This is a genomic window from Streptomyces sp. NPDC047525, from assembly GCF_040643025.1.
Classification (GTDB): Bacteria; Actinomycetota; Actinomycetes; order Streptomycetales; family Streptomycetaceae; genus Streptomyces; species Streptomyces durmitorensis.
The window spans coordinates 94,763-117,252 of sequence record NZ_JBEYTL010000015.1 but is presented as its reverse complement, the minus strand read 5'-3'; the positions used below and the strand labels follow the sequence as shown (position 1 = coordinate 117,252).

The 22,490-nt window shown below is 68.9% G+C and carries 20 protein-coding genes; 9 read left to right on the top strand and 11 right to left on the bottom strand.

Annotation, left to right across the window (positions count from 1 at the left end; translation table 11 throughout):
- Positions 1-39: 39 nt before the first annotated feature.
- Positions 40-957, bottom strand: coding sequence for a MurR/RpiR family transcriptional regulator (locus ABZ833_RS33965; RefSeq protein ID WP_361054928.1), 918 nt, complete (start codon positions 955-957; stop codon positions 40-42).
- A 120-nt stretch (positions 958-1,077) separates the two neighbouring features.
- Here ABZ833_RS33965 and ABZ833_RS33960 point away from each other — a divergent pair, with 120 nt between their 5' ends.
- From ABZ833_RS33960 to ABZ833_RS33935, 6 genes are read left to right on the top strand one after another with little or no spacing between them, the layout of a single operon-like run.
- A complete protein-coding gene (locus ABZ833_RS33960) occupies positions 1,078-2,268 on the top strand; it encodes a C45 family peptidase (RefSeq protein WP_361054925.1) in 1,191 nt (396 codons plus the stop codon).
- The gene (locus tag ABZ833_RS33955) at positions 2,265-3,947 is read left to right on the top strand and encodes an ABC transporter substrate-binding protein (RefSeq protein ID WP_361054922.1); all 1,683 of its coding nucleotides are present in this window, start codon (positions 2,265-2,267) and stop codon (positions 3,945-3,947) included. The genes ABZ833_RS33960 and ABZ833_RS33955 overlap by 4 nt, the downstream gene beginning before the upstream one ends.
- A 3-nt stretch (positions 3,948-3,950) precedes the next feature.
- Complete coding sequence (locus tag ABZ833_RS33950) at positions 3,951-4,898, top strand: ABC transporter permease (protein ID WP_361054919.1); 948 nt, start codon at positions 3,951-3,953, stop codon at positions 4,896-4,898.
- Positions 4,898-5,761: an ABC transporter permease gene (locus ABZ833_RS33945; protein ID WP_361054916.1), complete on the top strand. Its 864-nt coding sequence runs from the start codon at positions 4,898-4,900 to the stop codon at positions 5,759-5,761. The genes ABZ833_RS33950 and ABZ833_RS33945 overlap by 1 nt, the downstream gene beginning before the upstream one ends.
- Before the next feature lie 2 nt (positions 5,762-5,763).
- Positions 5,764-6,735, top strand: coding sequence for an ABC transporter ATP-binding protein (locus tag ABZ833_RS33940; protein ID WP_361054913.1), 972 nt, complete (start codon positions 5,764-5,766; stop codon positions 6,733-6,735).
- Entirely contained in the window at positions 6,735-7,538 is an 804-nt protein-coding gene (locus ABZ833_RS33935) for an ATP-binding cassette domain-containing protein (protein ID WP_361054910.1), read from the top strand. The genes ABZ833_RS33940 and ABZ833_RS33935 overlap by 1 nt, the downstream gene beginning before the upstream one ends.
- A 215-nt stretch (positions 7,539-7,753) precedes the next feature.
- Here ABZ833_RS33935 and ABZ833_RS33930 read toward each other — a convergent pair whose 3' ends face one another.
- Positions 7,754-7,957, bottom strand: a complete 204-nt coding sequence (locus tag ABZ833_RS33930; RefSeq protein ID WP_361054907.1) for a cold-shock protein — start codon at positions 7,955-7,957, stop codon at positions 7,754-7,756.
- 336 nt (positions 7,958-8,293) lie between these two features.
- On the opposite strand from ABZ833_RS33930, the gene ABZ833_RS33925 reads away from it, so the two are divergent.
- A complete protein-coding gene (locus tag ABZ833_RS33925) occupies positions 8,294-9,178 on the top strand; it encodes a menaquinone biosynthesis protein (RefSeq protein WP_361055185.1) in 885 nt (294 codons plus the stop codon).
- Between the two features lie 116 nt (positions 9,179-9,294).
- Entirely contained in the window at positions 9,295-10,953 is a 1,659-nt protein-coding gene (locus ABZ833_RS33920) for a serine/threonine-protein kinase (protein ID WP_361054903.1), read from the top strand.
- A gap of 32 nt (positions 10,954-10,985) precedes the next feature.
- Here ABZ833_RS33920 and ABZ833_RS33915 read toward each other — a convergent pair whose 3' ends face one another.
- Together ABZ833_RS33915 and ABZ833_RS33910 are read right to left on the bottom strand one after the other, a co-directional pair.
- On the bottom strand, positions 10,986-11,555 hold the full coding sequence (locus tag ABZ833_RS33915; RefSeq protein WP_361054899.1) for a hypothetical protein: 570 nt from the start codon (positions 11,553-11,555) through the stop codon (positions 10,986-10,988).
- Entirely contained in the window at positions 11,552-16,270 is a 4,719-nt protein-coding gene (locus tag ABZ833_RS33910) for an FtsK/SpoIIIE domain-containing protein (RefSeq protein ID WP_361054896.1), read from the bottom strand. Before ABZ833_RS33910 ends, ABZ833_RS33915 begins: the two co-directional genes overlap by 4 nt.
- Before the next feature lie 309 nt (positions 16,271-16,579).
- Between ABZ833_RS33910 and ABZ833_RS33905 the strand changes: the two genes are divergently transcribed.
- Complete coding sequence (locus tag ABZ833_RS33905; RefSeq protein WP_249588461.1) at positions 16,580-16,882, top strand: WXG100 family type VII secretion target; 303 nt, start codon at positions 16,580-16,582, stop codon at positions 16,880-16,882.
- A gap of 137 nt (positions 16,883-17,019) precedes the next feature.
- Here the strand turns inward: ABZ833_RS33905 and ABZ833_RS33900 are convergent, their stop codons facing one another.
- The 7 genes from ABZ833_RS33900 to ABZ833_RS33870 all read right to left on the bottom strand — a co-directional run bounded on the left by ABZ833_RS33900 (position 17,020) and on the right by ABZ833_RS33870 (position 22,399).
- On the bottom strand, positions 17,020-17,625 hold the full coding sequence (locus tag ABZ833_RS33900) for a hypothetical protein (RefSeq protein WP_361054893.1): 606 nt from the start codon (positions 17,623-17,625) through the stop codon (positions 17,020-17,022).
- Entirely contained in the window at positions 17,622-18,248 is a 627-nt protein-coding gene (locus ABZ833_RS33895) for a hypothetical protein (RefSeq protein WP_361054890.1), read from the bottom strand. Before ABZ833_RS33895 ends, ABZ833_RS33900 begins: the two co-directional genes overlap by 4 nt.
- A complete protein-coding gene (locus ABZ833_RS33890) occupies positions 18,235-18,663 on the bottom strand; it encodes a hypothetical protein (RefSeq protein ID WP_361054887.1) in 429 nt (142 codons plus the stop codon). The genes ABZ833_RS33895 and ABZ833_RS33890 overlap by 14 nt, the downstream gene beginning before the upstream one ends.
- A 62-nt stretch (positions 18,664-18,725) precedes the next feature.
- Positions 18,726-19,991: a putative T7SS-secreted protein gene (locus tag ABZ833_RS33885; RefSeq protein WP_361054884.1), complete on the bottom strand. Its 1,266-nt coding sequence runs from the start codon at positions 19,989-19,991 to the stop codon at positions 18,726-18,728.
- A gap of 13 nt (positions 19,992-20,004) precedes the next feature.
- Positions 20,005-20,295, bottom strand: coding sequence for a hypothetical protein (locus ABZ833_RS33880; RefSeq protein ID WP_361054881.1), 291 nt, complete (start codon positions 20,293-20,295; stop codon positions 20,005-20,007).
- A 350-nt stretch (positions 20,296-20,645) separates the two neighbouring features.
- Positions 20,646-21,728: a hypothetical protein gene (locus tag ABZ833_RS33875; protein ID WP_361054878.1), complete on the bottom strand. Its 1,083-nt coding sequence runs from the start codon at positions 21,726-21,728 to the stop codon at positions 20,646-20,648.
- Positions 21,725-22,399, bottom strand: a complete 675-nt coding sequence (locus tag ABZ833_RS33870; protein WP_361054874.1) for a hypothetical protein — start codon at positions 22,397-22,399, stop codon at positions 21,725-21,727. The genes ABZ833_RS33875 and ABZ833_RS33870 overlap by 4 nt, the downstream gene beginning before the upstream one ends.
- Between the last annotated feature and the right edge of the window lie 91 nt (positions 22,400-22,490).

The window sequence follows — 22,490 nt, the reverse complement described above, 5'->3', positions numbered from 1 at the left end:
GGGGAGCTGCGCGACCAGCCCCACCGGCCCGCACCGAGGTCACCCCTTGCGCGGCTTCGGTGACAGCAACTGCTCCCGCAGTGCGGTCAGTTGATGGGACGTCTCCACCGCGAGCCCCTCGTCCAGCGTCGCCAGGGAGAGAAGCAGCGCGTCCGCCACGAGCAGCGCGGTCAGCGCCTCCGTCGTGATGCCGGTAGGCGTATGCGGCGCCGTCAGGATCGCGTCCACCCGCGGCCCGTACAGCTCCGCCAGCTCGTCCGTGACCAGGACGACCCGCGCCCCCACCGCCCGCGCCCGCTCTATCAGCACCGTCAGCTCGGTCAGCGCACGCCCCGGCTGGAAGATCACCACCGCGTCGCCCTGCCGCACGGCGAGCAGGCGGTCGGCGAGGGTGAACCCGGTGTCCCCGAAGTAGCGGGCCCGGCGGCCGATCCTGCCGAGCGCCAACGCCAGGTGCCGCGCGGCGAGTTCGGACGCCGCGATACCGTAGCAGTGGATCTCCGTGGCCTGCGCGAGGAAGCCCACCGCGTCCCGCAGCGCCTCGCCCGGCGTCAGGCGCCGCGCGTGCTCGATGCGCTCCTGCGCCTCGTCGAAGACCTCGCCCCAGATGTCGTCCAGGTCCCGGCCCACGTGCGCGATGCGCTGCCGCAGACGCACCTCGGGCGGTACCGCCGACGTGAAGTCCGACGTCAGTTCCCGCTTCAGCGCGGGCAGGCCCGCGTAGCCCAGGCGCTGGAGGGCGCGCACGACCGTCGCGTTGCTGGTGCCGCTCGCCGTGCCCAGCTCCTGGGCGCTGGCGAAGAGCAGGGCCTCGACGGGCGCGCTGACCAGGTACTGGGCGACGGCCCGCTCGGACGTCGAGAGCGTCTCCCACTGGTCGCGCACCGCGGCCCGCAGCCGTGCGAGTCCCGCCCCGCCGGAGGGCCCGGCCCCCGTACCATCCTCTGAAATTTCCATTACAGCTATTGACTCTCGTGTGATGGCCGTTACTCTCCTGGCAACGCATTCCAGAAGGAGAGATTCCTGTAATCGACGTTACAGGACGGTTGACGGAACCTCTCCGCCGCGAGGAGAACAATGGCACCCCGCACCGCCCCCGCCGCCCCCGAACGCTCCGAACGCACCCTCCCGGTCATCGAGATATCCGGCACCCCCGTCGAGCGCGGCCACCAGTACGGCGAAGCCGTCCGCCCCCAGCTGCACGCCGCCCTCGCCTATTACGAGGAGGCGTTCGGCCAGTCGTCGGGCCTGACCTGGAGCCAGGTCGCCACCCGCGCCGCCCGCTGGACGGAGCCCGTCCGCGACTACGCGCCCCACCTCCTGGAGGAGATGCGCGGCATCGCCGAGGGCGCCGGCGTCGACCTCACCGACATCCTCGCCCTCAACGCCCGCGGCGAGGTCATCTACGACCGCTCCTTCGCGGACATGAAGGCCGAGCAGGCCACGGAGGAGGAGCCCGCCGAGGGCTGCACCTCCTTCGCCGCCTACGGAGAGGCCAGCGGGGACGGCCACGTCTGGGCCGGGCAGAACTGGGACTGGCGGGCCGGGGTCGCCGACACCGTCGTCATGCTGCGTATCGTCCAGCCCCCGCACCCGACCCTGATCATGCAGGTCGAGGCGGGCCAGATCGGCCGCCAGGGCGCCAACTCGGCGGGCATCGCCCTCAACGCGAACGGCCTCGGCGGGCGCTTCAACGACGCGATCGGCCTCCCGCAGACCGTCGTACGCCGCAGCGTCCTGGACCAGCACTCCATCACCGACGCCCTCGAAGTGCTCTGCCGCACCCGCGCGCACATCGCGTCCAACGCCCTGCTCACCTGCCGCGAGGGCTTCGCCGTCGACCTGGAGACGACGCCCGCCGGGCACGGCTGGATGTACCCCACGGACGGCCTCCTCGTCCACGGAAACCACTACCAGGCGGGCATCCCGGCCGCGATCGCCGCCGACTACCGGCCCATGTCGTCGGACTCGCTCGTCCGCGTCCCCCGCGCCGAACAGGGCCTGGGGGCCCTGCGCTCCTCCACCGGCGCCGACGAGTCCCGCAAGCTGATCAAGCAGGCCATGTCCGACCACCTCGGCCACCCCGAGTCGCTCTGCACCCACCCCGACCCGCGCAAGCCCGAGGTCAAGCACTGGATGACGCTCGTCTCCTCCTGCGTGGACCTGACCAGCGGCGATTACCACGTCACCGCGGGCACCCCCTGCGACCGCGACTACCAGCACATGCCCTGGAACCTCTACGACGGCCCGTACGGAGACAACAGATGACCAGGACCAGCACGAGCAGGGGGCAGGGGCGCCGGGCGGCGGTCGCGGGTCTCGCGGCGGTGGCCACGCTCCTCACCGCGGCAGGATGCAGCGGCGCCGACACGGCCGCGACCGGCGGCGAGCCCGCCGACGCCGCCAAGCTGAAGCTGACCGCGACGACCGCCGCCGCCAAGGGCACGCTGGACAAGGCGAACTGGCTCCTGGAGGACGAGCCGGACTCCCTCGACCTCGACACCCAGGGCACCAGCGCGGGCCGCGTCGTCCTCACGAACGTCTGCGAGCGGCTGTACCAACTCCAGCCCGACATGACGACGAAGCCCTTCCTCGCCGAGAAGGCACAGACACCCGACGACAAGACCCTCGTCCTGAGCGTCCGGGACGGCGTCACCTTCCACGACGGCTCGAAGCTCACCGCCGACGACGTGCTGTGGTCCCTGAAGCGGCACGCCGACCCGGACATGGAGCAGGCCGACGAGTTCGGCAACGTCAAGTCCATGAAGAAGACGGGCGACCGCGAGATCACCATCCGCTTCAAGTCCCCCGACGCCCTCTTCACCAAGGCGCTCGCGGGCGACGCGGGCATCGTCTGGAACAAGGAGCAAGTGACCGCCGCCGGAAAGGACTTCGGCACTCCGGGCCAGGGCGACGCGTGCAGCGGACCGTACGAGCTGAAGGGCTGGAAGTCCGGTGACTCGATCACCATCGGGGCGTACGACGGCTACTGGGGCAAGAAGCCGCTGACCCGGCAGGTCGTCTTCCGCTGGGCCTCCGACAGCGCGCTGGTCAACGCCCTCAAGACGGGCGCCGCCGACGGGACGTACGCGGAGTCCCCGAACACCGCGTCCGCCCTGCGCACCAGCAAGGGCCTCGACCAGCACTACGGCCCCTCCACGGCGTCGCTCGTCCTCATCCCGACGGCCCGCGGCGGCCTGAAGGACCCGCAGATCCGACGGGCGCTGTCCCTCGCGATCGACCGCACGGGCATCGCCAGGTCGGGCTACGGCGGGCTCGTCCAGCCGTGGGCCACACCGGTCGGCTCCGGCGCCTGGGGATACGAGAAGCCGGAGTTCGAGGCGGCCCAGAAGAAGCTGTCCGCCGCGGCGCCCGCCACCCCCACCGCCGACGACCTGGCCAAGGCCAAGGAGCTGGTGAAGGAGGCGGGCGCGCCGACGGACCCCGTCGTGATCGGCACGGACAGCAGCCAGGGCAGGACGGTCGTCGCGAACGCGGTGCGCTCCGCGCTCCAGCGGATCGGCCTCAAGGGCCAGATCAAGACGGTGCCCACGGCCCAGTTCGAGGAGTTCTACAGCGACCCGGCCGCGCGGTCCGACATCGACGTGCTGGTCGGCGACTGGTACATCTCCAAGGCCGACCCCATGGGTTTCTACGACAACGGCCTCTCCGACTCGTCCAACAACTGGGTCGGCTTCAAGGACGCGACGTACGACAAGTTGGTCCACCGGGCGCTGAGCACCCTGGACGACGCGAAGCGGGCCGAGCTCGCGATCGACGTACAGAAGCGGTTCGTGGACGCGGGTGTCTGGATCTCGGTCGCGCAGGTCCCCACGGCCCTGGTCATCAGCGACAAGCTGACGGGCCCGCCCGCATCGCAGGCCTACCTCTACTACCCGTGGGCGGCCCAGCTCGGTCCCAAGACAGCGAAGGGCAAGGTGAGTTGAGAGATGCTCGCCCGAATCTCGCGACGCCTCGCGGGCCTGGTCGCCACCCTCTTCGCCGCCTCGTTCGTCATCTTCGCCGCCGTGTACGCGGCGCCCGGTGACCCGGCGGTGTTCCTCGCGGGCGGCAGGGACAAACTGACACCCGAACGCCTTGCCCAGGTGCGTGCGCAGTACCACCTGGACGAGCCGCTGGTGGTCCAGTACGGCCGGTGGCTGTGGGACTGCGTCCACTTCGACCTGGGGCGCTCCTTCAAGTACAGCGACCAGGTGGCCGACCTGGTGACGGCCCGCTTCCCCACCACCCTCCAACTCGTCGCCTACGCCACGGTGTTGTTCGTCGTCCTGGGCGTGGGGGCCGGAATCCTGGCCGCCGTGAAGCGCTCGACGTGGATCGACTCGGCGGTGGTGGGCGGAACGACGCTCGCGGCCTCGGTGCCTTCGTTCGTGGCGGCCATCGCGCTCGTCTCGCTCTTCGGGGTGCAGCTGGGCTGGTTCCCGGTCTCCGGATCGGGGGAGGGCTTCGGCGGAACGCTGCACCATCTGACCCTGCCCGCCCTGTCGTTGGCGCTCGGAGCACTCGCCATCATCAGCCGGGTCACGCGCCAGGCGATGGCGGACGCCGCCGCGTCCGACCACGTGGAGGCGGCACGCGTGTCGGGCGTCCCGGAACGGGACATCATCCGGCGGCACGTCCTGCGCAACGCGCTCGGCCCGATCATCACGATGTGCGGACTCGTCATGGCGGGAATGCTGGCCGGCACGGTGGTCGTGGAGACGGCGTTCGGCATCAGCGGCATCGGCTCGCTCCTCGTGGGCGCGATCAATACACATGACTTCCCGGTGGCGCAGGCGGTCCTGCTGCTCATGGTCACCGGCTACATCGTGGTGACGACGCTGGTGGACGTGGTGCATCCACTCCTCGACCCGCGCGTGAAGGAGGCACGTTCCTGATGGCTTCTACTTCTGCTTCCCCTGCCACTGCCGTGGCGCTCGCGCCCTTGACCGTACGCAACCGTCGCCCCGTCGGGGTGATGGTGGCCGGCGGCCTGCTCGCCCTCGTCGTCCTGGCAGCGGTGTTCGCACCGCTCCTCGCGCCCTACGCCCCGGACGCGATCGACCTCTCGGCCTCACTGGTCGGGACGTCGGGCGACCACCTCCTCGGCACGGACTCGTCCGGCCAGGACCTGCTGTCCCGCGCCCTGTACGGAACCCGCACGAGCCTGATCGCACCGATCCTGCTCCTGGCCGTCGCGGCCGTCCTCGGCGTCACGCTCGGGGTGCTCGCCGCCTGGCGCGGCGGCTGGGTGGACGCACTGGTCTCACGGCTCACGGACGTGATGTACGCGTTCCCGGGCCTGTTGTTCACCGTCCTGATCATCGCCGTCTTCGGCGCGGGAATGACGACGTCAGTGCTGGCCCTCGGCCTCGCTTTCACGCCCACGATCGCCAAGTACGTCCGCTCGCTGGCCCTTTCGGAGGCCCGCAAGCCGTACGTCGACGCCTACCGGGTGCAGGGCATGGGCGGCGCGCGGATCTGCGTGGCGCACCTGGTGCCGAACCTGGGCCGCGCGATCCTGGGCTACCTGGTGGTCCTCTTCGGAGAGGCGCTGATGTCACTGGCGACGCTCTCCTACCTGGGCTTCGGCGCCCAGCCCCCGTCCTCCGACTGGGGCTTGATGGTCCAGGAGGGGCAGGCCGCGGTGGTCCAGGGCGCACTGCTCCCGGCCCTCGTCCCCGGCACGGCCATCGCACTGGTCGTCGTGTCCTTCAACGTGGTCGGGGTCTGGGCCGCCGACCGGCTAGGGAGGCAGTGACCATGCTGCTGGAGATCGAAGACCTCACCTTGCGGATACCGGGCGCGGCCCGGCCGCTCCTCGACTCGGTGTCCCTCACCGTGCGCCCCGGCGAAGTCGTGGGCCTGGTCGGCGAGTCGGGCTCGGGCAAATCGACGACGGCGAAGGCGGCCCTGGGCCTGCTTCCCGCAGGGTCGGTCACGTCAGGCACAGTCCGGGTGAACGGCACCGAAGTCCTGACCCTCACCGGCGAGGCCCTGCGGACGCACCGCGCGCGGACGGTGGCCATGGTCCACCAGGACCCCCGCGCGGCCCTCAACCCGGTGCGCCGCATCGGCGACTTCCTGGTCGAGAGGGGAGCGACGCGCGAGCACGCGGTCGAACTCCTCGACTCCGTCGGCCTCTCCGACCCCGAACACCGCGTACGCCAGCGCCCGCACGAACTCTCCGGCGGCATGCTGCAACGCGTGGTCATCGCGGGCGCGCTCGCGGCGGACCCGAGCCTGCTCCTCGCGGACGAGGCGACCAGCGCCCTCGACGTCACGACGCAGGCGGAGATCCTGGCCCTCCTGCGCCAACTCCGCTCCACCCGGGACCTCGGCCTCCTCTTCATCACGCACGACCTGCACCTGGCGGCCGCGTACTGCGACCGCGTGTACGTCATGTACGCGGGCCGGGTGGTGGAAGAGCGCTCGGCGAAGGCGCTGTTCGGATCACCGGCACACCCCTACACCCGGGGCCTGCTCTCCTGCTCGCCCACCCTGGGCGACACGACCCACACCCTCCACCCGATCCCGGGCCGCCCGCCGTCCCTGTCGGACACGTTCGGGGGCTGCCCGTTCGTGTCGCGGTGCGGGGAGGCGGAGGAGTCCTGCGAGACGTGGACGCCGGAGCAGTTCGCGCTGGACGACGGCGGAACGGTCGCCTGTGCTGTTGTGGGCAGGCGTTCCGCAGGGCGGAGCCCGAGTACCGACACAACTGAGGTGAGCCACTGATGCCGACCAAGGACCTGCTGTCGGTGGATGGCCTCAGCAAGAGCTACCCCCTGCCGGGCGGCGGCCGCCATCAGGCAGCCGAGAACGTGACGTTCACTGTCCAACCGGGAGGATCCATAGGCATAGTGGGCGAATCGGGCTCAGGCAAGACGACAGTCGCCCGCATGCTGGTGGGCCTGGCCCGCCAGGACACCGGCACGGTGACGGTGAACGGCCGCCCCCGCGAAGCCCGCACCCCCCGAAAGCGCACCGCACGCCTGGCCAGGGCCAAGGAGATCCAGATGGTCTTCCAGGACCCCTACCTCTCCCTGGATCCCCGCCTCACCTCCACCCAGTGCCTGAGCACGGCCCTGCGCCTGCACGGCAGGGACGAGAAGTCGGCGGCAGGGCTCCTGGACCAGGTCGGCCTCGGCACCCGAGAGGCAGGCGTCCGCCCCCGCGAACTCTCCGGCGGTCAGCGCCAGCGCCTGGCCATCGCGCGGGCACTGGCGGTGGACCCCCAAGTCCTCGTCCTGGACGAGGCGGTGGCGGCACTGGACGTGTCGATCCAGGCCCAGATCCTCCAGTTGCTCGGCGAGATCCGCCGGGACACAGGGGTGGCCCTGGTCTTCGTCAGCCACGACCTGGCCGTCGTCCAGCACATCACCGACGAGGTCCTGGTGATGCGCCGGGGCAAGGTGGTGGAACAGGGCCCGACGGACCGGGTCCTGGCGGCGCCGGAGAACCCGTACACAACCCTGCTCCTGGCCTCGGTGCCGAGAGAGGGCTGGAACCCCGGGGCAGTGGCGAGCAGCGCCCGATAGGAGGGCGCCCCGATAGGGGCGCGGGGAACTGCGCGCCCAGCCACAACACACCCGCAGAAGAACCCAAAGCCCCCGTCCAAGGCCCCCAGGCCAGAAAAAGGCAGGAGCCCCGCCAATCCGCTTGCGCGGAGAGGCAGGGCTCCTTGGGTACTGCTATCCATGTCCGGATCAAGTCACCGGAACTGTCACACGCCCCATTCGCATGGGGCGCCCCACTACATGGGGGTGACGTTCTCCGCCTGCGGACCCTTCGGGCCCTGCGTGACGTCGAAGTTCACGGCCTGGTTCTCCTCAAGGGAGCGGAAGCCGTTCGCGTTGATCGCGGAGTAGTGGACGAAGACGTCGGGGCCTCCGCCTTCCTGGGCGATGAATCCAAAGCCCTTTTCGGCGTTGAACCACTTCACGGTTCCGGTAGCCATAAGCCCTCCTTGGGCCAAAGGGTTGCCCTGCTCCAGAACCTGCGATTGTTGAAACAACTGCATAAGTCTGAAAACGACGAGAGCCCGCGGGTCACATGCTCCGCAGGCTCTGTACTGCAAGGGAAACCAAACTGCAACTTGCGGCGAGCTTAGCACGCAGGCAGCCGAAAGCAATAGGGGGCAAGATCACGTCACCCGGATGTTTGACGGACCCCCCAGAGGGGTTGACGGACCAGGTCCGAAGCTCTTGACAAAGGCGGGATCGGGGCCCCGCTTTCTGCACCGTACCGCAAGGGGGCTAGCCTCCCCGATGTGGACAATTCTCCCGTTGACGCCATCGCCGGGGTGGGCTCCGATCAGCTCCCCGGCCCCCGTCGCACCCCCCGGCCGCGCGTCGGTCACATTCAGTTCCTGAACTGCATGCCTCTGTACTGGGGGCTCGCGCGGACCGGAACGCTGCTCGACTTCGAGCTCACGAAGGACACCCCTGAGAAGCTCAGTGAGCAGCTGGTGCGGGGCGATCTCGATATCGCACCCGTCACCCTCGTCGAGTTCCTCAAGAACGCCGACGATCTCGTCGCCTTCCCGAATCTGGCGGTCGGCTGCGACGGCCCGGTGATGTCCTGCGTGATCGTCTCGCAGGTCCCCCTCGACCAGCTGGACGGCGCCAGGGTCGCGCTCGGCTCGACCTCGCGCACCTCCGTGCGCCTGGCGCAGCTCCTTCTCGCCGAGCGCCACGGCGTGCGGCCCGACTACTACACGTGTCCGCCGGACCTCGGCGTGATGATGCAGGAGGCGGACGCCGCCGTGCTCATCGGGGACGCGGCGCTGCGGGCGAACCTGATCGACGGGCCACGGCTCGGTCTGGACGTGTACGACCTGGGCCAGATGTGGAAGGACTGGACGGGCCTGCCGTTCGTCTTCGCCGTCTGGGCCGCCCGGCGCGACTACGTGGAGCGCGAGCCCGACGTCGTGGACGCGGTGCACAAGGCGTTCCTCGCCTCGCGCGACCTCTCCTTGGAGGAGGTCGGCAAGGTGTCCGAGCAGGCGGCGCGCTGGGAGGCCTTCGACGCGGGGGTCCTTGAGCGCTACTTCACGACGCTGGACTTCCGGTTCGGGAGCGCGCAGTTGGAGGGCGTGGCGGAGTTCGCGCGCCGGGTGGGGGAGACGACGGGCTTCCCGGCGGACGTGCGGGTGGAACTGCTGGGTTCGCAGCCGTAGTACGCGGTGGGGCACGCCAGAACCACGGGGCGTGCCCGAGGACTACCCTGAGCTGCAGACAATGCGGCGGCCCGGGTGGTCGCGGCCGTGCGGCGCGTCCGGGGGAGGCCTTCGTCATGCACCCGCTCGATCCCGGCGAACCGACCAGCGTCGGGCCCTACCGGCTCCTTGGCCGCCTTGGCTCGGGCGGTATGGGCAGGGTCTATCTGGGGCGCAGTTCGGGCGGCCGTACGGTCGCGGTGAAGGTCGTCCATCCGCACTTCGCGCTCGACGAGGAGTTCCGCGCCCGCTTCCGGCGCGAGGTGGACGCGGCGCGGCGGGTGGGCGGCGACTGGACGGCGCCGGTCCTGGACGCGGATCCGGAGGGGCCGGTGCCGTGGGTGGCCACGGGCTACGCGGCGGGACCCTCCCTGGCCGACGCGGTACGCGACGCGCCCCCTCTCCCCGCGCATTCCGTACGCGTGCTGGTCGCGGGCCTGGCCGAGGCGCTGACGCACGTGCACGGCCTCGGCCTGGTCCACCGCGACGTCAAGCCGTCGAACGTCATGCTCACGATGGACGGCCCGCGGCTCATCGACTTCGGCATCGCACGGGCGACGGACGGCACGGCCTCGCTCACCTCGACCGGCGTCTCCGTCGGCTCGCCCGGCTACATGTCGCCGGAGCAGATCCTCGGCAAGGGGGTGGCCGGTTCGGCGGACGTCTTCTCGCTGGGGGCCGTACTCGTCTTCGCGGCCACGGGGGCTTCGCCGTTCCCGGGTGACTCGTCGGCCTCGCTCCTCTACAAGGTCGTACACGAAGAGCCCGTACTGGGCGCGCTGGAGGGCGATCTGCGCGACCTGGCGAGGGAGTGCCTGACCAAGGACCCTGCCGCGCGCCCCACTCCGGACCAGATCGCGAGCCGACTCGCGCCCTCGGGCGCGGACGCGCTCGTGGCGGCAGGGTGGCTGCCGGGCCCGCTGGTGGAGCGGGTCAGCCGGAGTGCGGTGCGGATCCTGGACCTGGAGACGGACGGGGCGGGGGTCGCGGAACAGCCGTCGGGCCCGGTGCCGTTCGGCACGTCGATGGTGGGCGGGGCATCGGCGGTACGCGAAGCGCCACAGGGGAACGGGACCTTCGGCCCCCCTGACCCTTCCTACGCACCGATCCCAGCCGCGTACGTCCCCACGCAGACGTCAGGCCGATCGGATCCGCCCGGCCGCGTGAGCGTCTCGGTCGCGGCAACGTCCACGCCGAGCGGGGCAGACGGCAAGGGCCGCAAGGTCAGCTGCACGCTCGTGCTCGGCATCGCGGGCGCGCTGGCGGCGGTGACGCTCGGCTCGGTCTTCGTGCTGGGACAGTTCCGGGGGGACGACAACGCGTCGAGCGACGCACAGAAGCAGCCCCCGGCCGCGACGGCAAGCGATCAGCCGTCGGGCGCCGGCAAGGTGCCCGCCTCCTACCGCGGTACGTGGGAGGGCCAGGCGGTGGCGGCGAACGGCGCCGTCCCGATGGGCACGTTCAGACTCAAGGTCGAACAGGGCAAGGTGGGCGACCGCTTCGCGGTCATGACACAGACGGACCAACTGGGCGGAGTCTGCGCGGTGGACCTGGTCCTGAAGTCGGTGTCGAAGAAGGAGATCGTGGCCGAGGGGAAGGGGCAGGCGAAGAGTGCCGCGCAGTGCACCAAGAACACCCACACGGTCCGGCTGCGCCCGAAGGGCGACGCCCTGCTGTACCTCTCCGAGAACGCGAAATCAGGCAACCCCGAAGCGACCCTCTCCCGCGTGGACTGACAACCCGCAGTCGGCCCCGCACCGCCCGCCGCTCATTCGTTGCCGGAGGCCACCCGCCGCCGGTACACCCCGTACAGCCATCCACCCGCCACCACACCCAGCACCGTCGCCCCCAGCCCCACCACCCACACGTACGGATAGTTCAGGCTGACCCAGCAGTACTCGCCGCCGGAGTGGCAGTACCCGCTCCGGCTGCTCCCCTTGGGGCGGATCGTGTGCATGGCGATGGAGAGGATGAGGACGCAGGCGCCGATGCCGGGCAGCGCCGCAGCCGCCCATCCCGCCGAGCGGGGCTTGTCCTGCTTCCAGTTGATGTACCGCAACGGCAACGCCACCAGCGCGCCCGCGACCGGCAGAAGCAGCCCGGCCGTGACCGCGAAGCCGTATCCCTCGCCCGGCCAGCCCGGCGCGAGGTCGCGCCACATCTCACCGGCCCAGGCGTAGGGGCCGAGGACGAGGCCTGCGGCCGCAACGCCTCCGATGAGCAGGACCAGACAGGCGAACCCGGCCTTCCCCCAGCGGCTTCCCTGCGCCCGTTGCGACTGGGGCTGCCGCTGCCGTTGCCCCTTCGACGCGCGGGCGGCGCTCCGACCTGGCCTCACATCGGCGTAGTAACGGTGACCGGCTCCCCGCTGCCCGTGTACAGCAGGCCCTTGCCCGGTGCGATCGGGCCGCCGACCATGCTTCGCGTGGTCCGGATGCCGATCAGTTCGCCGCTCGACGAGTCCTGCGGCGAGAGCAGGATTCCGCGCCGTCCCTTCTTCGCCTCCACCTGCCAGCCGGAGAAGCCGCCGCACACCTCCTCCTCGTCGCCACCGATGATCAGCCCGAGGCCCCGCTCGGAGCCCCGCTGCACGAGGCGCTTGAACTCGCGTTCCGCGTCGCAGTCCTCCAAGACCTCACCGTCGTCGATGATCCACACGATCGGCTCCTCGGGCGTCGCCGACTCGACGGCCTCCTTGAAGTCGTCGCTCTCGATGTCGTCGTCCTTGAAGACCTTCAGGACGCCTTCCTGACCTTCGAGTTCACGCAGCGGCGAAGGCCGCGGGGCGGCGATGATCAGGCGTACTCCCTGCGTCAGATAGGACCGCGCCAGGTTCATCAGCGTCGTACTGCGGCCCGACTTCGCGGGGCCCGCCACCACGAACGTGGGCACGCCCTGCGCCAGGTCAGGACCGAAGCCCATGATGTCGTCGCCTCCGATGCCCGCGAGGGCCCACAGCTTGGAGCGCGATGCGTCGGGGTCCCGCATCTCCCACGCGTCGGCGAAGTTGATCCGGCTCGGCAGGCTGTCCACGCGGAACGGCTTGCGCGAGCGCGGCACGTCCGCGTCCCGCACCGCCGCCGCCTCGCCGATCTCGGAGATCGCCGCGGCCTGGCCCTGACCCGTGGAGTCCTCGGCGAGCAGCGCGAACTGAGTCTCCGTGCCGTGCTCGTTCTTGAAGCCGCGGCCCGGCGGGATCTCCTCCGGCACCTTGCGCGCGTTCATGCCGAGCATCGAGAAGTCGGAGCGGTCGGCGAGCCGCAGGCCGTACTTGTCCTCGGTCAGGGATGCCATGCGGCCGATGAGGACCTGGCGGTCACCGGTGATGACCAGGTGGATGCCGACGCTCGCGCCTTCACGCATCATCGCCTGGAGCTCGTCGGTCAGCTCGCCGTGGTCGTACTCGCCGAGGGTCGGCAGCCAGCCCTCCCAGCGGTCGAGCAGCACGACGATGTGCGCGAGCCGCTCCTCCTCGGGCACCGCGGCCCGCTGCTCGCCGATGTCGGCGAAGCCCTTGTCGGCCAACAGGTCCTGGCGGCGCGTCAGTTCACCCTTGAGGCGGGTGACGAGGCGCACCGCGCGCTCCGTCTGGTTACGGCTGACGACGGCGCCGCAGTGCGGAAGCCGGGTCAGCGCGTTGAGCGCGCCGTTGCCGCAGTCGATGCCGTAGAGGTGCACGTCGGCCGACGAGTGCGTACGGGCGATGGAGCCCGCGAGCGTACGCAGGATCTGCGAGCGGCCACTGCGCGGGGCGCCGCCGATGAGCAGATGCCCGAAGGTCTCGAAGTTGACCACGACCGGGCGGCGCGCCTGGTCGGAGGGGATGTCCTCGAGGCCGAACGGAGCGGGGGCCAGCGAGCCCGGCTTGTCACTCCCGGGCGGCAGCGGGATCTCGTCGAGCTGCAGCGTCTCGGAGAGCGCGGGCAGCCACGGGCTGTGCTGGGCGGGAATGCCCATCGTCGTGTTCGCGTCGCGGACGGCGTCCACGAGGACCTTGAGGTCGGTGATCTCCTCCTCCTCGCGCGCCTCGGCCTTGGGCTTCACCAGGGCGGCACGGCCCAGGTCCTCCCACCCGAGCGGACCCGCCCACGGCGCGAGCAGCGCCGGGTCGGTGGCGCCGGGCCTGCGGCCACCGACACGCCCCGACTGGAAGGGGACGAGGGAGGCGTGACCGAGGCGGACGTAGGCGCGGCCCGGCGTGCTCTTGGCGATGTGCCCGGCCTCGGGGGAGTCGATGACGTCGCTGGACTCCGCGCCGTCCGTCACACGCAGGGCGATACGGAGGTTGGTGTTGGCCCGGATCTCCGGGGACACGACACCGCTCGGGCGCTGGGTGGCGAGCAGCAGGTGGATGCCGAGCGAACGGCCTCGCTGGGCGATGTTCACGAGCCCCGTCACGAAGTCGGGCAGGTCACGCACCATCGAGGCGAACTCGTCGATGACGATGAGGAGCCGGGGCACGGGCGGGTGCGAGGGATCACGGCGTACGAGGTCCTGGTAGTCCTCGATGTCCTTGGCGTCGGCGGCGGCGAGGATGTGCTCGCGCCGCTTCAGCTCGGCGCCGAGCGATTCCAGCGCGCGCTCGACGAGGTGCGCGTCGAGGTCGGTGACCATGCCGACGGTGTGCGGCAGCTTCACACAGTCCTTGAACGCGGATCCACCCTTGTAGTCCACGAGCACGAAGGTCATGTTCTCGGGGGTGTTGGCGACGGCGAGCGCCGCCACGATGGTCTGAAGCAGCTCCGACTTACCGGAACCGGTCGTACCGGCGATCAGGCCGTGCGGCCCGTCCCGCCGCATGTCGATGCCGAAGGGCCCGTCGTACGACTCACCGATGACGGCCATCGTCGACTGGCCGCCCATCTGCCAGCGCGCGGTGATCTGGTCGGCCGTCGGCGGCTCCAGCTGGAGCACGTCGAGCAGCCGGCTGGAGCCGGGCAGCGCCGAGTCCTCGGTCTCGCCGCTGATGTCGCGCAGCGGCGAGAGGGCGCGGGCGAGCCGCCCGCACCAGGCGGGGGACACGAAGTCGGGCCGTACGGAGCGGATGCGGGCGGCGCCCGTCTGCTCGACGCGCAGCCGCAGTTCGAGGGGCTTCTCGGCGCCTTCCTCGCTGTCGTCGGCCTCGGTGGAGTGCCAGGCCTGGAAGGAGGGGAAGCCGCCGGGCGCGGGCGGTGCGGGCGTCTGGCCGCCGGGCGCGGGCCGGGCCGGCAGGCTGATCTCCTCGGGCCGCGGCTCGGCGATCACGATGGCCTGGCACTCACCGGGCAGGAACCGCTCCTCGGCGTCGAGGCAGAGCGCGAACATGGACACGGAGGGCCCTTCGCGCAGCAGCTTCACCACACCGGGCATGGACCGCAGGCGCCGCGAACCGTCCCAGATGACCACGATGTCGGGGTCGCCGAAGGAGGCACCGCCCTGCCGGTTGTTGTTCTCCTTGGCGGCCTTCTGGCGTGCGGCGAGGATCTGGGTCAGCTCACCGATGCGGGAGCCGACGGTCTCGGCGTCCGTCCCGATCAGTACGTTGGCGTCCTGCGCCCCCGCGGGCCGCGAGTGCGGCAGCCAGCGCGTCCAGTCCCAGGTCTCGCGTGCGGAGTTCTCGGTCAGTACGTAGAACTGGACGTCAAGGGGGCTGTGCAGCACGGAGGACTGCGCGACCGCCCAGCGGCCGAGCGCCTGCGCGGAGTCGCCGGGCCCGGCTATGCCGATGACGCCGAGCTTGCGCAGCGAGAGCGCGACGGGCGCGTCCTCGATCTTCCAGGTGACCTCGCGCTTGTGGTCGTCCTGCTCGGGGTCGTCGAGCACGACCTCGGAGTCGAGCCGCCCGGTGCCGACGCGCAGCAGCAGATGGTCCTCGTCGGTACGCCGCCGCTCCCACAGCCGCGTACGGGGACCCGTGCTCAGGGAGAGGATCCCGGCCGGGCTGAGGATGGCCTGCCGCTTGTCGAGCCGCTCGGCGACGAGGGCTTCCTGGGCGTCCTTCTCGATCCGCTCCTTGTGTTCGTTGTACTCCTTGACCTGCTTGGCATGGGACTTGCGCCCGTGCTTCTTGTCCATGAAGTAGTTGCCGAACAGGATGAGCGGGCTGAGCGCCGCCATGATCAGGTAGTACCAGCGCTGGAAGATCATCACCGATACGAGCGCACCGACGAGCGGCGTGAGCGCCATCAGCCAGGGCAGCGGCCGGGCCTCGAAATCACGTACCGGATTGGGCAGCTTGAATTTGGTCTGCCGCTCGGGCGGACGCAGTCGGGGAGGCCGGTTGTAATCAAGCCCCGTGCCGTCCTCCGACCATTTCAGAGCGGCATTGGGCGGGGCATAGCGGTCGAGTTCGAGAAGGGTATTGCCGATGGCGATCTGAGCGCCGAGCGGCCACTCTCCCTTGTCGCGCTTTTCCCCTCCCTTGCCGCTGCGATTCCCCTTATCGGCCTTATTCCTCTTGCTCCCCTTCTTACCCTTCCTGCCCTTCTTGCCTTCCTCGTCCGTCTCGTCCTTTTCGCTCTCCTCGACTTCACCGAACGGCTTGCCTTCGAGAGATACGCCGTCTATATCCCCATGTACGGCGACTTGGCAGGTGCCATCGGTTGCAACTGACAATGTCAGTGCGCGCGCGGGCAGTTCCGGGTCGTCGATGCGGATGTACGAGGCGGGTCCGCTGCCGATGTCGTAGCGCCCGATCCCGAGCCGGTGCACGGCGCCTGCCACGGGCCCGCCCGCGACGCGCAGCTCGACCAGACCGGTGGGCTCACCGGGCAGGCACCCGGCGGGGTCGTGCAGGCTGACGACGGCGCCCTCGCGCAGCGGCGACGTCCCGATGGTCGCGGCGGCGTCGATGGGATAGCCGTCCACGAAGACGATCGGCGCCCCGCCCTGACCTGGGCCCGGCTGCAGTTGATGCCCGCCGATGGGGATGATCTGTGCGTCGCCGCCGCCGTACCCCACATGGGAGGCCAGCTCCTTGGCGATGTCCCCCACGGAGGACTCAGGATCGGCGTCGAGCACGACGTCGGCGTTGGCGCCGCCGAGCGGATCGACGACGGTCAGAGTCAGGCGCACGATCGTCCTCCCCTTCAGCCCTTCGCGACCGCTTCCGGAAGGCGGTCACATGGGCTGGTCCACAGTGCCTGTGAGGCTGTCCACAGTTCCTGTGACGATAGCCGCTCCACCCTTCCCGCAGGCAACGGGCTGTGCACGAGCTCATAGCAGAGCTGTGACTCAACCGGGGTGTGCTCACTTCTGCCCCACCCGTAAGCTGCTGACTCAAGAGCGGAAGATCGTACGAGTGGTCACACGGCCTTCGAGCGGCCCGCACTGAGGAGCCAAGGGGGATGGCCCTGCGGCGAGTTGGATTGGATGTGAAGCCACATGGCCAAAGACGCTGATATCACATATGAGGAGATGCGGACCGCGGCGGGCAAGCTGAACGACGCCAAGGACAAGATCGATGAGAAGCTCGACGCTCTCGAGCGCTTCATCGAGAACCTGGTGAAGAACGGCTACACGACTCGCAAGGGTTCGCAGGCCTTCGAGGACTCCTTCAAGGAGTTCAAGAAGGGCGCCAAGGACACCATCGAGGGCCTCACGGGCATGGGCAAGTTCCTGACCAGCGCCGCGAAGGCGTACGAGGACCTGGACGACGACCTCGCGAGGGGCGTCAAGGGCAAGTAGTCACGCCCTTGAACTGGTGAAGCATTCCGGTGCGGTGAACTTCCACGAGGTGGCGGTTCACCGCACCGGGCCGGTGACTTCGCGGACAACGGGAAGCTGAGCCGCCCCGCCAACGGCTGACGGCAGGTCCCTGTGCGCTATGTGTCGAGGTTGACGAAGAGACTCCTGGCGAAGTCGTCGAACTCGTCGATGTTCGACGTGATCCACCCGATGTCCTCACCGAGGGTTCGCACGATCACATCGATGCCGAGAGACTCGATGCGCCAGGCGTAGTTCACCGAGCAGCACATCGCATTGGCCTTGGCTGCGACGAAGAAGCGGATCGAGCGCATGCCCCGCCCCAGGCGCGCGGTGTCGAAGTCGATGACCTCGGGGTCCTGGGCAGCCCCCGGCTCGTTCTTCTGGACGAGCTCCTCCAGCTTCGAGTCGACGTCCCCCTCGCTCGGTCCCGCATGCACGAGAAAAGTGAGGAACTCCCGGCGAGGGTCCGGAACGTAGAGGAAGATCTGGTGCACCGGAATGGTGCGGGGGATCAGCTCGGCCGCGGAGTCCAGCTCGAAGGCCAGCATCTTGACCTTCTTCTTGTCGACCGGTTCATCGTCGACGAGTGACCAGAGCAGTTCCGATGTGCGGCGGGCCCACTTCTTGCGCTCCCGCGCGGCCCCCCGTCCTTCGCCGAGAACGGGCATGGCGGGCCAGACGGTGGCGTCGCTGTCCGAGTCGAGGGAGAAGGTGACGGTCACTCGGTCCTCCAGCGGAACGTGGTCATGACGGCGTCGAAGAGTTCGACGAGGACTTCGGTGACGTCGCCTGCGGGGTCTCCGTCACCGATGGTGCTGAAACTGACGACGACCCAGCCGGAATCCGCACCGGAGGACGGTACTTGCACGATGTAGTCGACATGCTTCGACGGCGCTTCGGCGCCCTTCTCCGGGTCTGCGTCCACCGTCCGTTCCTTGCGTACGGCCGCCGAGCCCGCCACCTCCACGGATTCGACGTCCGTGGAATCGGTGAGCAACTGCGTCAGTACGTCCTGCCGGTCGGCTCCGTCGCGCAGCACGGTGTCCACCTTGGCGACGATGATGGAAGCGGCGATGAGAAGCCCGTGCATCGGCTCCACGGGAAGGTAGAGGTCCACACCGCCCCGTCGCTGTGCTTCCTTGACCGAGGAGTTCAGCCGTCGGTACAGCTCCAGACGCGCCTTTGTCACCTTGTCCCTGGGCAGATCGCCAGAGATCCTCTCGGCAGCCTCGTCGACGATCTCCTTGACCGCCTCCTCGGTGCCTTCCCTCAGCGGGATTCTCGTCCACCCCGGCGGAATGATGAGGGTGTAGCCACATGCGTTTCTGGTGTCAGCCGGCGGCATCGCGGTGGCTCCTTCGATTGTGCGCCGCATAGGCGAGCGTGACGGCAGCGGGCAACAGAGGCGCGACGAGTACCGCGGGAATGTGGTGCATCAGCAGAAGCAGCGGGGCGAGCTGTGCAAGGCCACCGCCTGCGAAGTAGCGGACGAATTCCTTGCGCCATCTGCCTTGGTTGTGGAGGACGACGACGCCGGCGGACAGGGCGGCGACAGCCAGCAACGGCAGAACCTGCCCCGGGACACGGAAGACACCACTGAGTGATTTCGGGATGGCCTCGGACGAGATGAGGACTCCGCCGACAATGGCGATGACAAGAAAGGCGAGCGGGGTCACGATGGCGATCCGCGCATTCCTGATCACCACTCGGTCCTCGGGCGAGAGGCTACTCACCGCACCGACCGTTCTGTTGTCCACCATGTGAGGGGCTCCTGGTTCCTTGCGTCTTTCCTTACGACATGGCCTGCTGCTGCTGCGCGTGTTCACCAGACGGACGTTGCCTGCCTCACGCCGTGGCTGGCCTTGAAGTCGTTGTAGCCCTCCCAGCTGGGCTTGTGCGGAAGGCCGAGGCCGTCGCTCGCGGCGTTCAAGGTGTCATTGTCACCCAGCAGTTTGTCGCCCCAGTCGACGGCCGTACCGGCGTAGGCGGATCCCATGGCGACGCTGTACGCGGCATTTCCGCCCAGCTTGGTGCCTTGTGAGAGTCCCTCGCCGAAGAGCGCCTTGTTGTGCTTGATCCCCTGGCGCAAGGAGGCGAGCTCCTCGTCCCCGAGGTGCGCTGCTTTGGACCAGCCGCTGGGCGGCGGCATTTCGTCGGCCACGCGTCCGGCACGACCGGCGATGCCCTTGCGGAGGGCGGTCATCTCCTGGCGGACGGCTGCCTTGGCCGCGTCGTCGGTCGAGCCCGCGAGCCTGTTGGCCAGTTGGTTGCGGAGGGACTTGGTGGCCTGCAGTCCGTCCTTGAGCTTGGTGACCCTGTGCACCGTCGAGGCGGCGCGGGTCGACTTGCTCGCGGCCTTGAGCCCGGCCATGGCGCCCCGGCCGAGCCCCATGGTGAGCAGCCCGAAGGCGTCGAAGGCGACGTCCATCCAGGTAGCCTTCCCGGCTTTCACCAACACGAAGCGGCCCGCCACGACCAAGAGGCCGATCCCGATGACCAGGAGATTGAGGCCTGGAACGAAGAGCGCGACGATGGCCAATGCCGTACCGATCCAGCTGAGCACATCGAGGAAGAGCTTGAATCCCTCTGCGTGCTCCTTGGCCCAGGAGACCAGATCGTCCCAGGGGCTGTCCTCCACCGCGTCGTCGATCGCGTCCAGGATCTTCGTGCGCGCCGCGATCGCGTGGCTGTTGAAGTGAGAGGTGGCGGTCAAGAGCTGCTTACGCGCATCTTCTACGGCTTCCTCGTCCTTCTCGTCGGCCCGGGCCTTGTCACGCGCTTTCTTGGCCAGGCCCTGGGCATACTCCAACTCGGTCGCCCAGGACTTCAGATGGCCCGATACTTTCTCGTAGCGCCCCTTGGTCTTTTCGAAGCGTCCTGCGAGTTCGTCGGACTCCTCCTTCAGGCTTGTCGCGTACTTACCCTTGATGTTGTCGTCATCACCGAGTTCGCGGAGCTTCTTGACTTGCCGAGCCAAGGTTTCCGCAATGGTCGAGAGCCGCTTAGCCTCCTGGCGAACCGCCTCTGGATCGCCTGGAGTCGGGTCTGATTCGGCAATCGGGGACCAGTCGACCGGACGGCCAGCCACGTGAGTTTCTCCCTCACTTCTTCTTGCGCTTGTTTGCCTCGGCGAGTTCCTTGTCGAGCTTCTCGAAGTTCTCGATTGCCTGCTCGACGAGCTTGCCGACCTTTTCGATGTTCCCCAGCATTTCCTTGCGGTGGTCGTCCCAGTTGTCGGTAAATTCCTCCATGGCCCCCGAGACGAAAGGAGATCCGTACTCGTCGCGCAGGTCGTCCTGATGTCCGGAGCAGTTCTTGAACTCTCTGCGGACGATTCCCAGGTCCTTCTTGATCGTGTACAGGTAGTCGTAGTCCACACCGAGATCAGTCATCCCGGCGCTCCTTGAGCGGGGTGCAGCGGTTCACGGTCGGCTCCCGGTGGGGCATGGGTCTCTCCATCGGGCCGACGTTATCCATGGGGCTGTTGGTTCCGCCAGGGCTCATAACCGGGCAAGCCGCCAGATCTGGGTGCACTGTCATCGTGTCGTAACGCGAAGGGCGCAGCAAAGGTCGTGGCGGAGGGTGCAGCAACGGAAGACCCCGGCCGCTGTGAGGCGGCCGGGGTCTAAGTGAGCAGTCAGGTTTGCCAGTGCATCGGCTGCTGGAAACGCCGAGGCGGCGTTCGCTCTCTTGAGTGATCCGTAGAAGCTCGTGGTGCTGCTCGAGGACAGGGGTGTCTGGGCTATCGGTTGATGGACTGCACTTCCTCGACCGTGATGTCCTGGACGGCCTCGATCGTGCCGTCGGGCATGCCGACCGCCCCGGCCTGGCCCGTGCCCGTCCAGCTGATCTCCCAGGTGAGGGAGGCCTTGAGCGGGTACGTCTCGCCGCCGGACGAGCGGCGGTACGTGATGCCGCAGGGCGGGGTCTCCTTGGACTTGCCCTTGGCGTAGGCCTCACCGATCTTGCCGTCGACGATGGGGCATTCACCGTTGGCGGGGATGGTGGTGGCGTCCTTGGTGCCGGGGTCCAGGGTGAGGGACTTGGGGGTGGCGGTCGTGGTCGCCTCGAGGTTGAAGCCGGGGACGTTGATGGCCGCCGTCGCCTTCACGTCATCGAAGACGGCCTTGTCGAGCCAGGCCCACGTCGGCAGGTTCACCTTGGTGGTTCCCTCGGGCGCGAGGGTGACCTTGGTGCCGGGCAGCTCCATGTGCTGGTAGGCGAGCGCCGCGAGGATCTCCGGCGTGATGGCCTCTTCGTACTGGGGCGGCGCGGGCTCGCCGTTGTCGACCCAGAAGGGGATGTCGCTGCACGACATCCGCTTGAGGGCGTCCGGCTCGTTGGGGTTCTCGACACCTGCCCAGAACATCCCCTCGCCGTCCTTGTCGACGTTGTAGTCCTTGTAACCGGGGGTGTCGGTCCAGCCGTAGTCGTCCTCGTAGTGGCGCTTGAGCTGGCCCAGGGCGGTTCCCCCCGAACCCAGGCCGGGGGTGTCCAGCTGGTCCTCGATGTCGGCGGACATCTTCTTCTTGAAGTCCTTGGCACCGAGGTACGGGGCGTACCAGCAGGGCGGCGGATCCCAGTTGACGTCCGCGGAAGAGACGTTTCCGCTGCCGCCGTTCTTGGTGACTGCTCCTGAGTACTGGACCTTGGCGGCGGCGTAGATGCCGGTCTTGTCGCTGCCGCCCTTCTCCTCGGTGCTGGCGCCCTTGTCGTTCTTCTCGGGCTCGCCCGCGTATGCGGACTCAGCAAGGACGAAGGTGCTGAGAGCAAGCGCCAGAGCCGCTGCGCCGGTGCTGAGTGCCTTACGCCGTGACCTGTTCACTGGCACTTCTCCGCCTTCGTCTCGACGAACACCTTGGATGCCTGCCACGGGCCCTTGCCCGTGGGGGGCTTGACCATGATGATCCTGAAGTGGTCGAAGTCCGAGATGCTGGGCTTCGTCTTCTGGATCTTTCCGGTCTTGACCTCTTTGCCGTAGAACTTGCTGGAGTCCACGCAGGACGTGACCTCTGCCGAGTTGCCGTTCGCCGTGGACCGTGTGGTGGCTTGGTAGTGGCGCCGGGTGCCGGTGGCGGTCCAGCCGCCGTCGACCCGTCCGTCGATCTGGGTCTTCGCGTAGCGCAGCCCCTCGCCCGTGGCGTAAGTGATGACGGCCGGGTCCTTGGCCGTGCGCTTGTCGACGCCTCGGTAGATGGCGCGGAAGAAGTTGGCGGCGTCGTCCATCGCGGCCGCCTCGTTCTTGTTCTTCGGCTTGTCCCAGTCGAAGACGAGGTCCATGTCCTTGGGCAGCGTCAGGTCGACGCCGTCCGGCTTGTCGTCCACCGGGGCGCCCGACGCGTCGGGCGACTTCTTCGGCTTGTCGGCACCCTGATCGGCACCGGCGATCTTGTCGTTGTCCTTGGACTTGCCGTCGTCCCCGCTGCCGCACGCCGTCAGGAGCAGGGCAGCGGTCGCGGCGAGCGCGGCGGTGACGGGCATGGTGCGGCGATTCACGGTCGGCTCCCGGTGGGGCGAGGGGTGTCTCCAGCAGGCTGACGCTATCCGTGGGGTTGTTGGTTCCGCCAGGTTCGATATCGGCGCAACT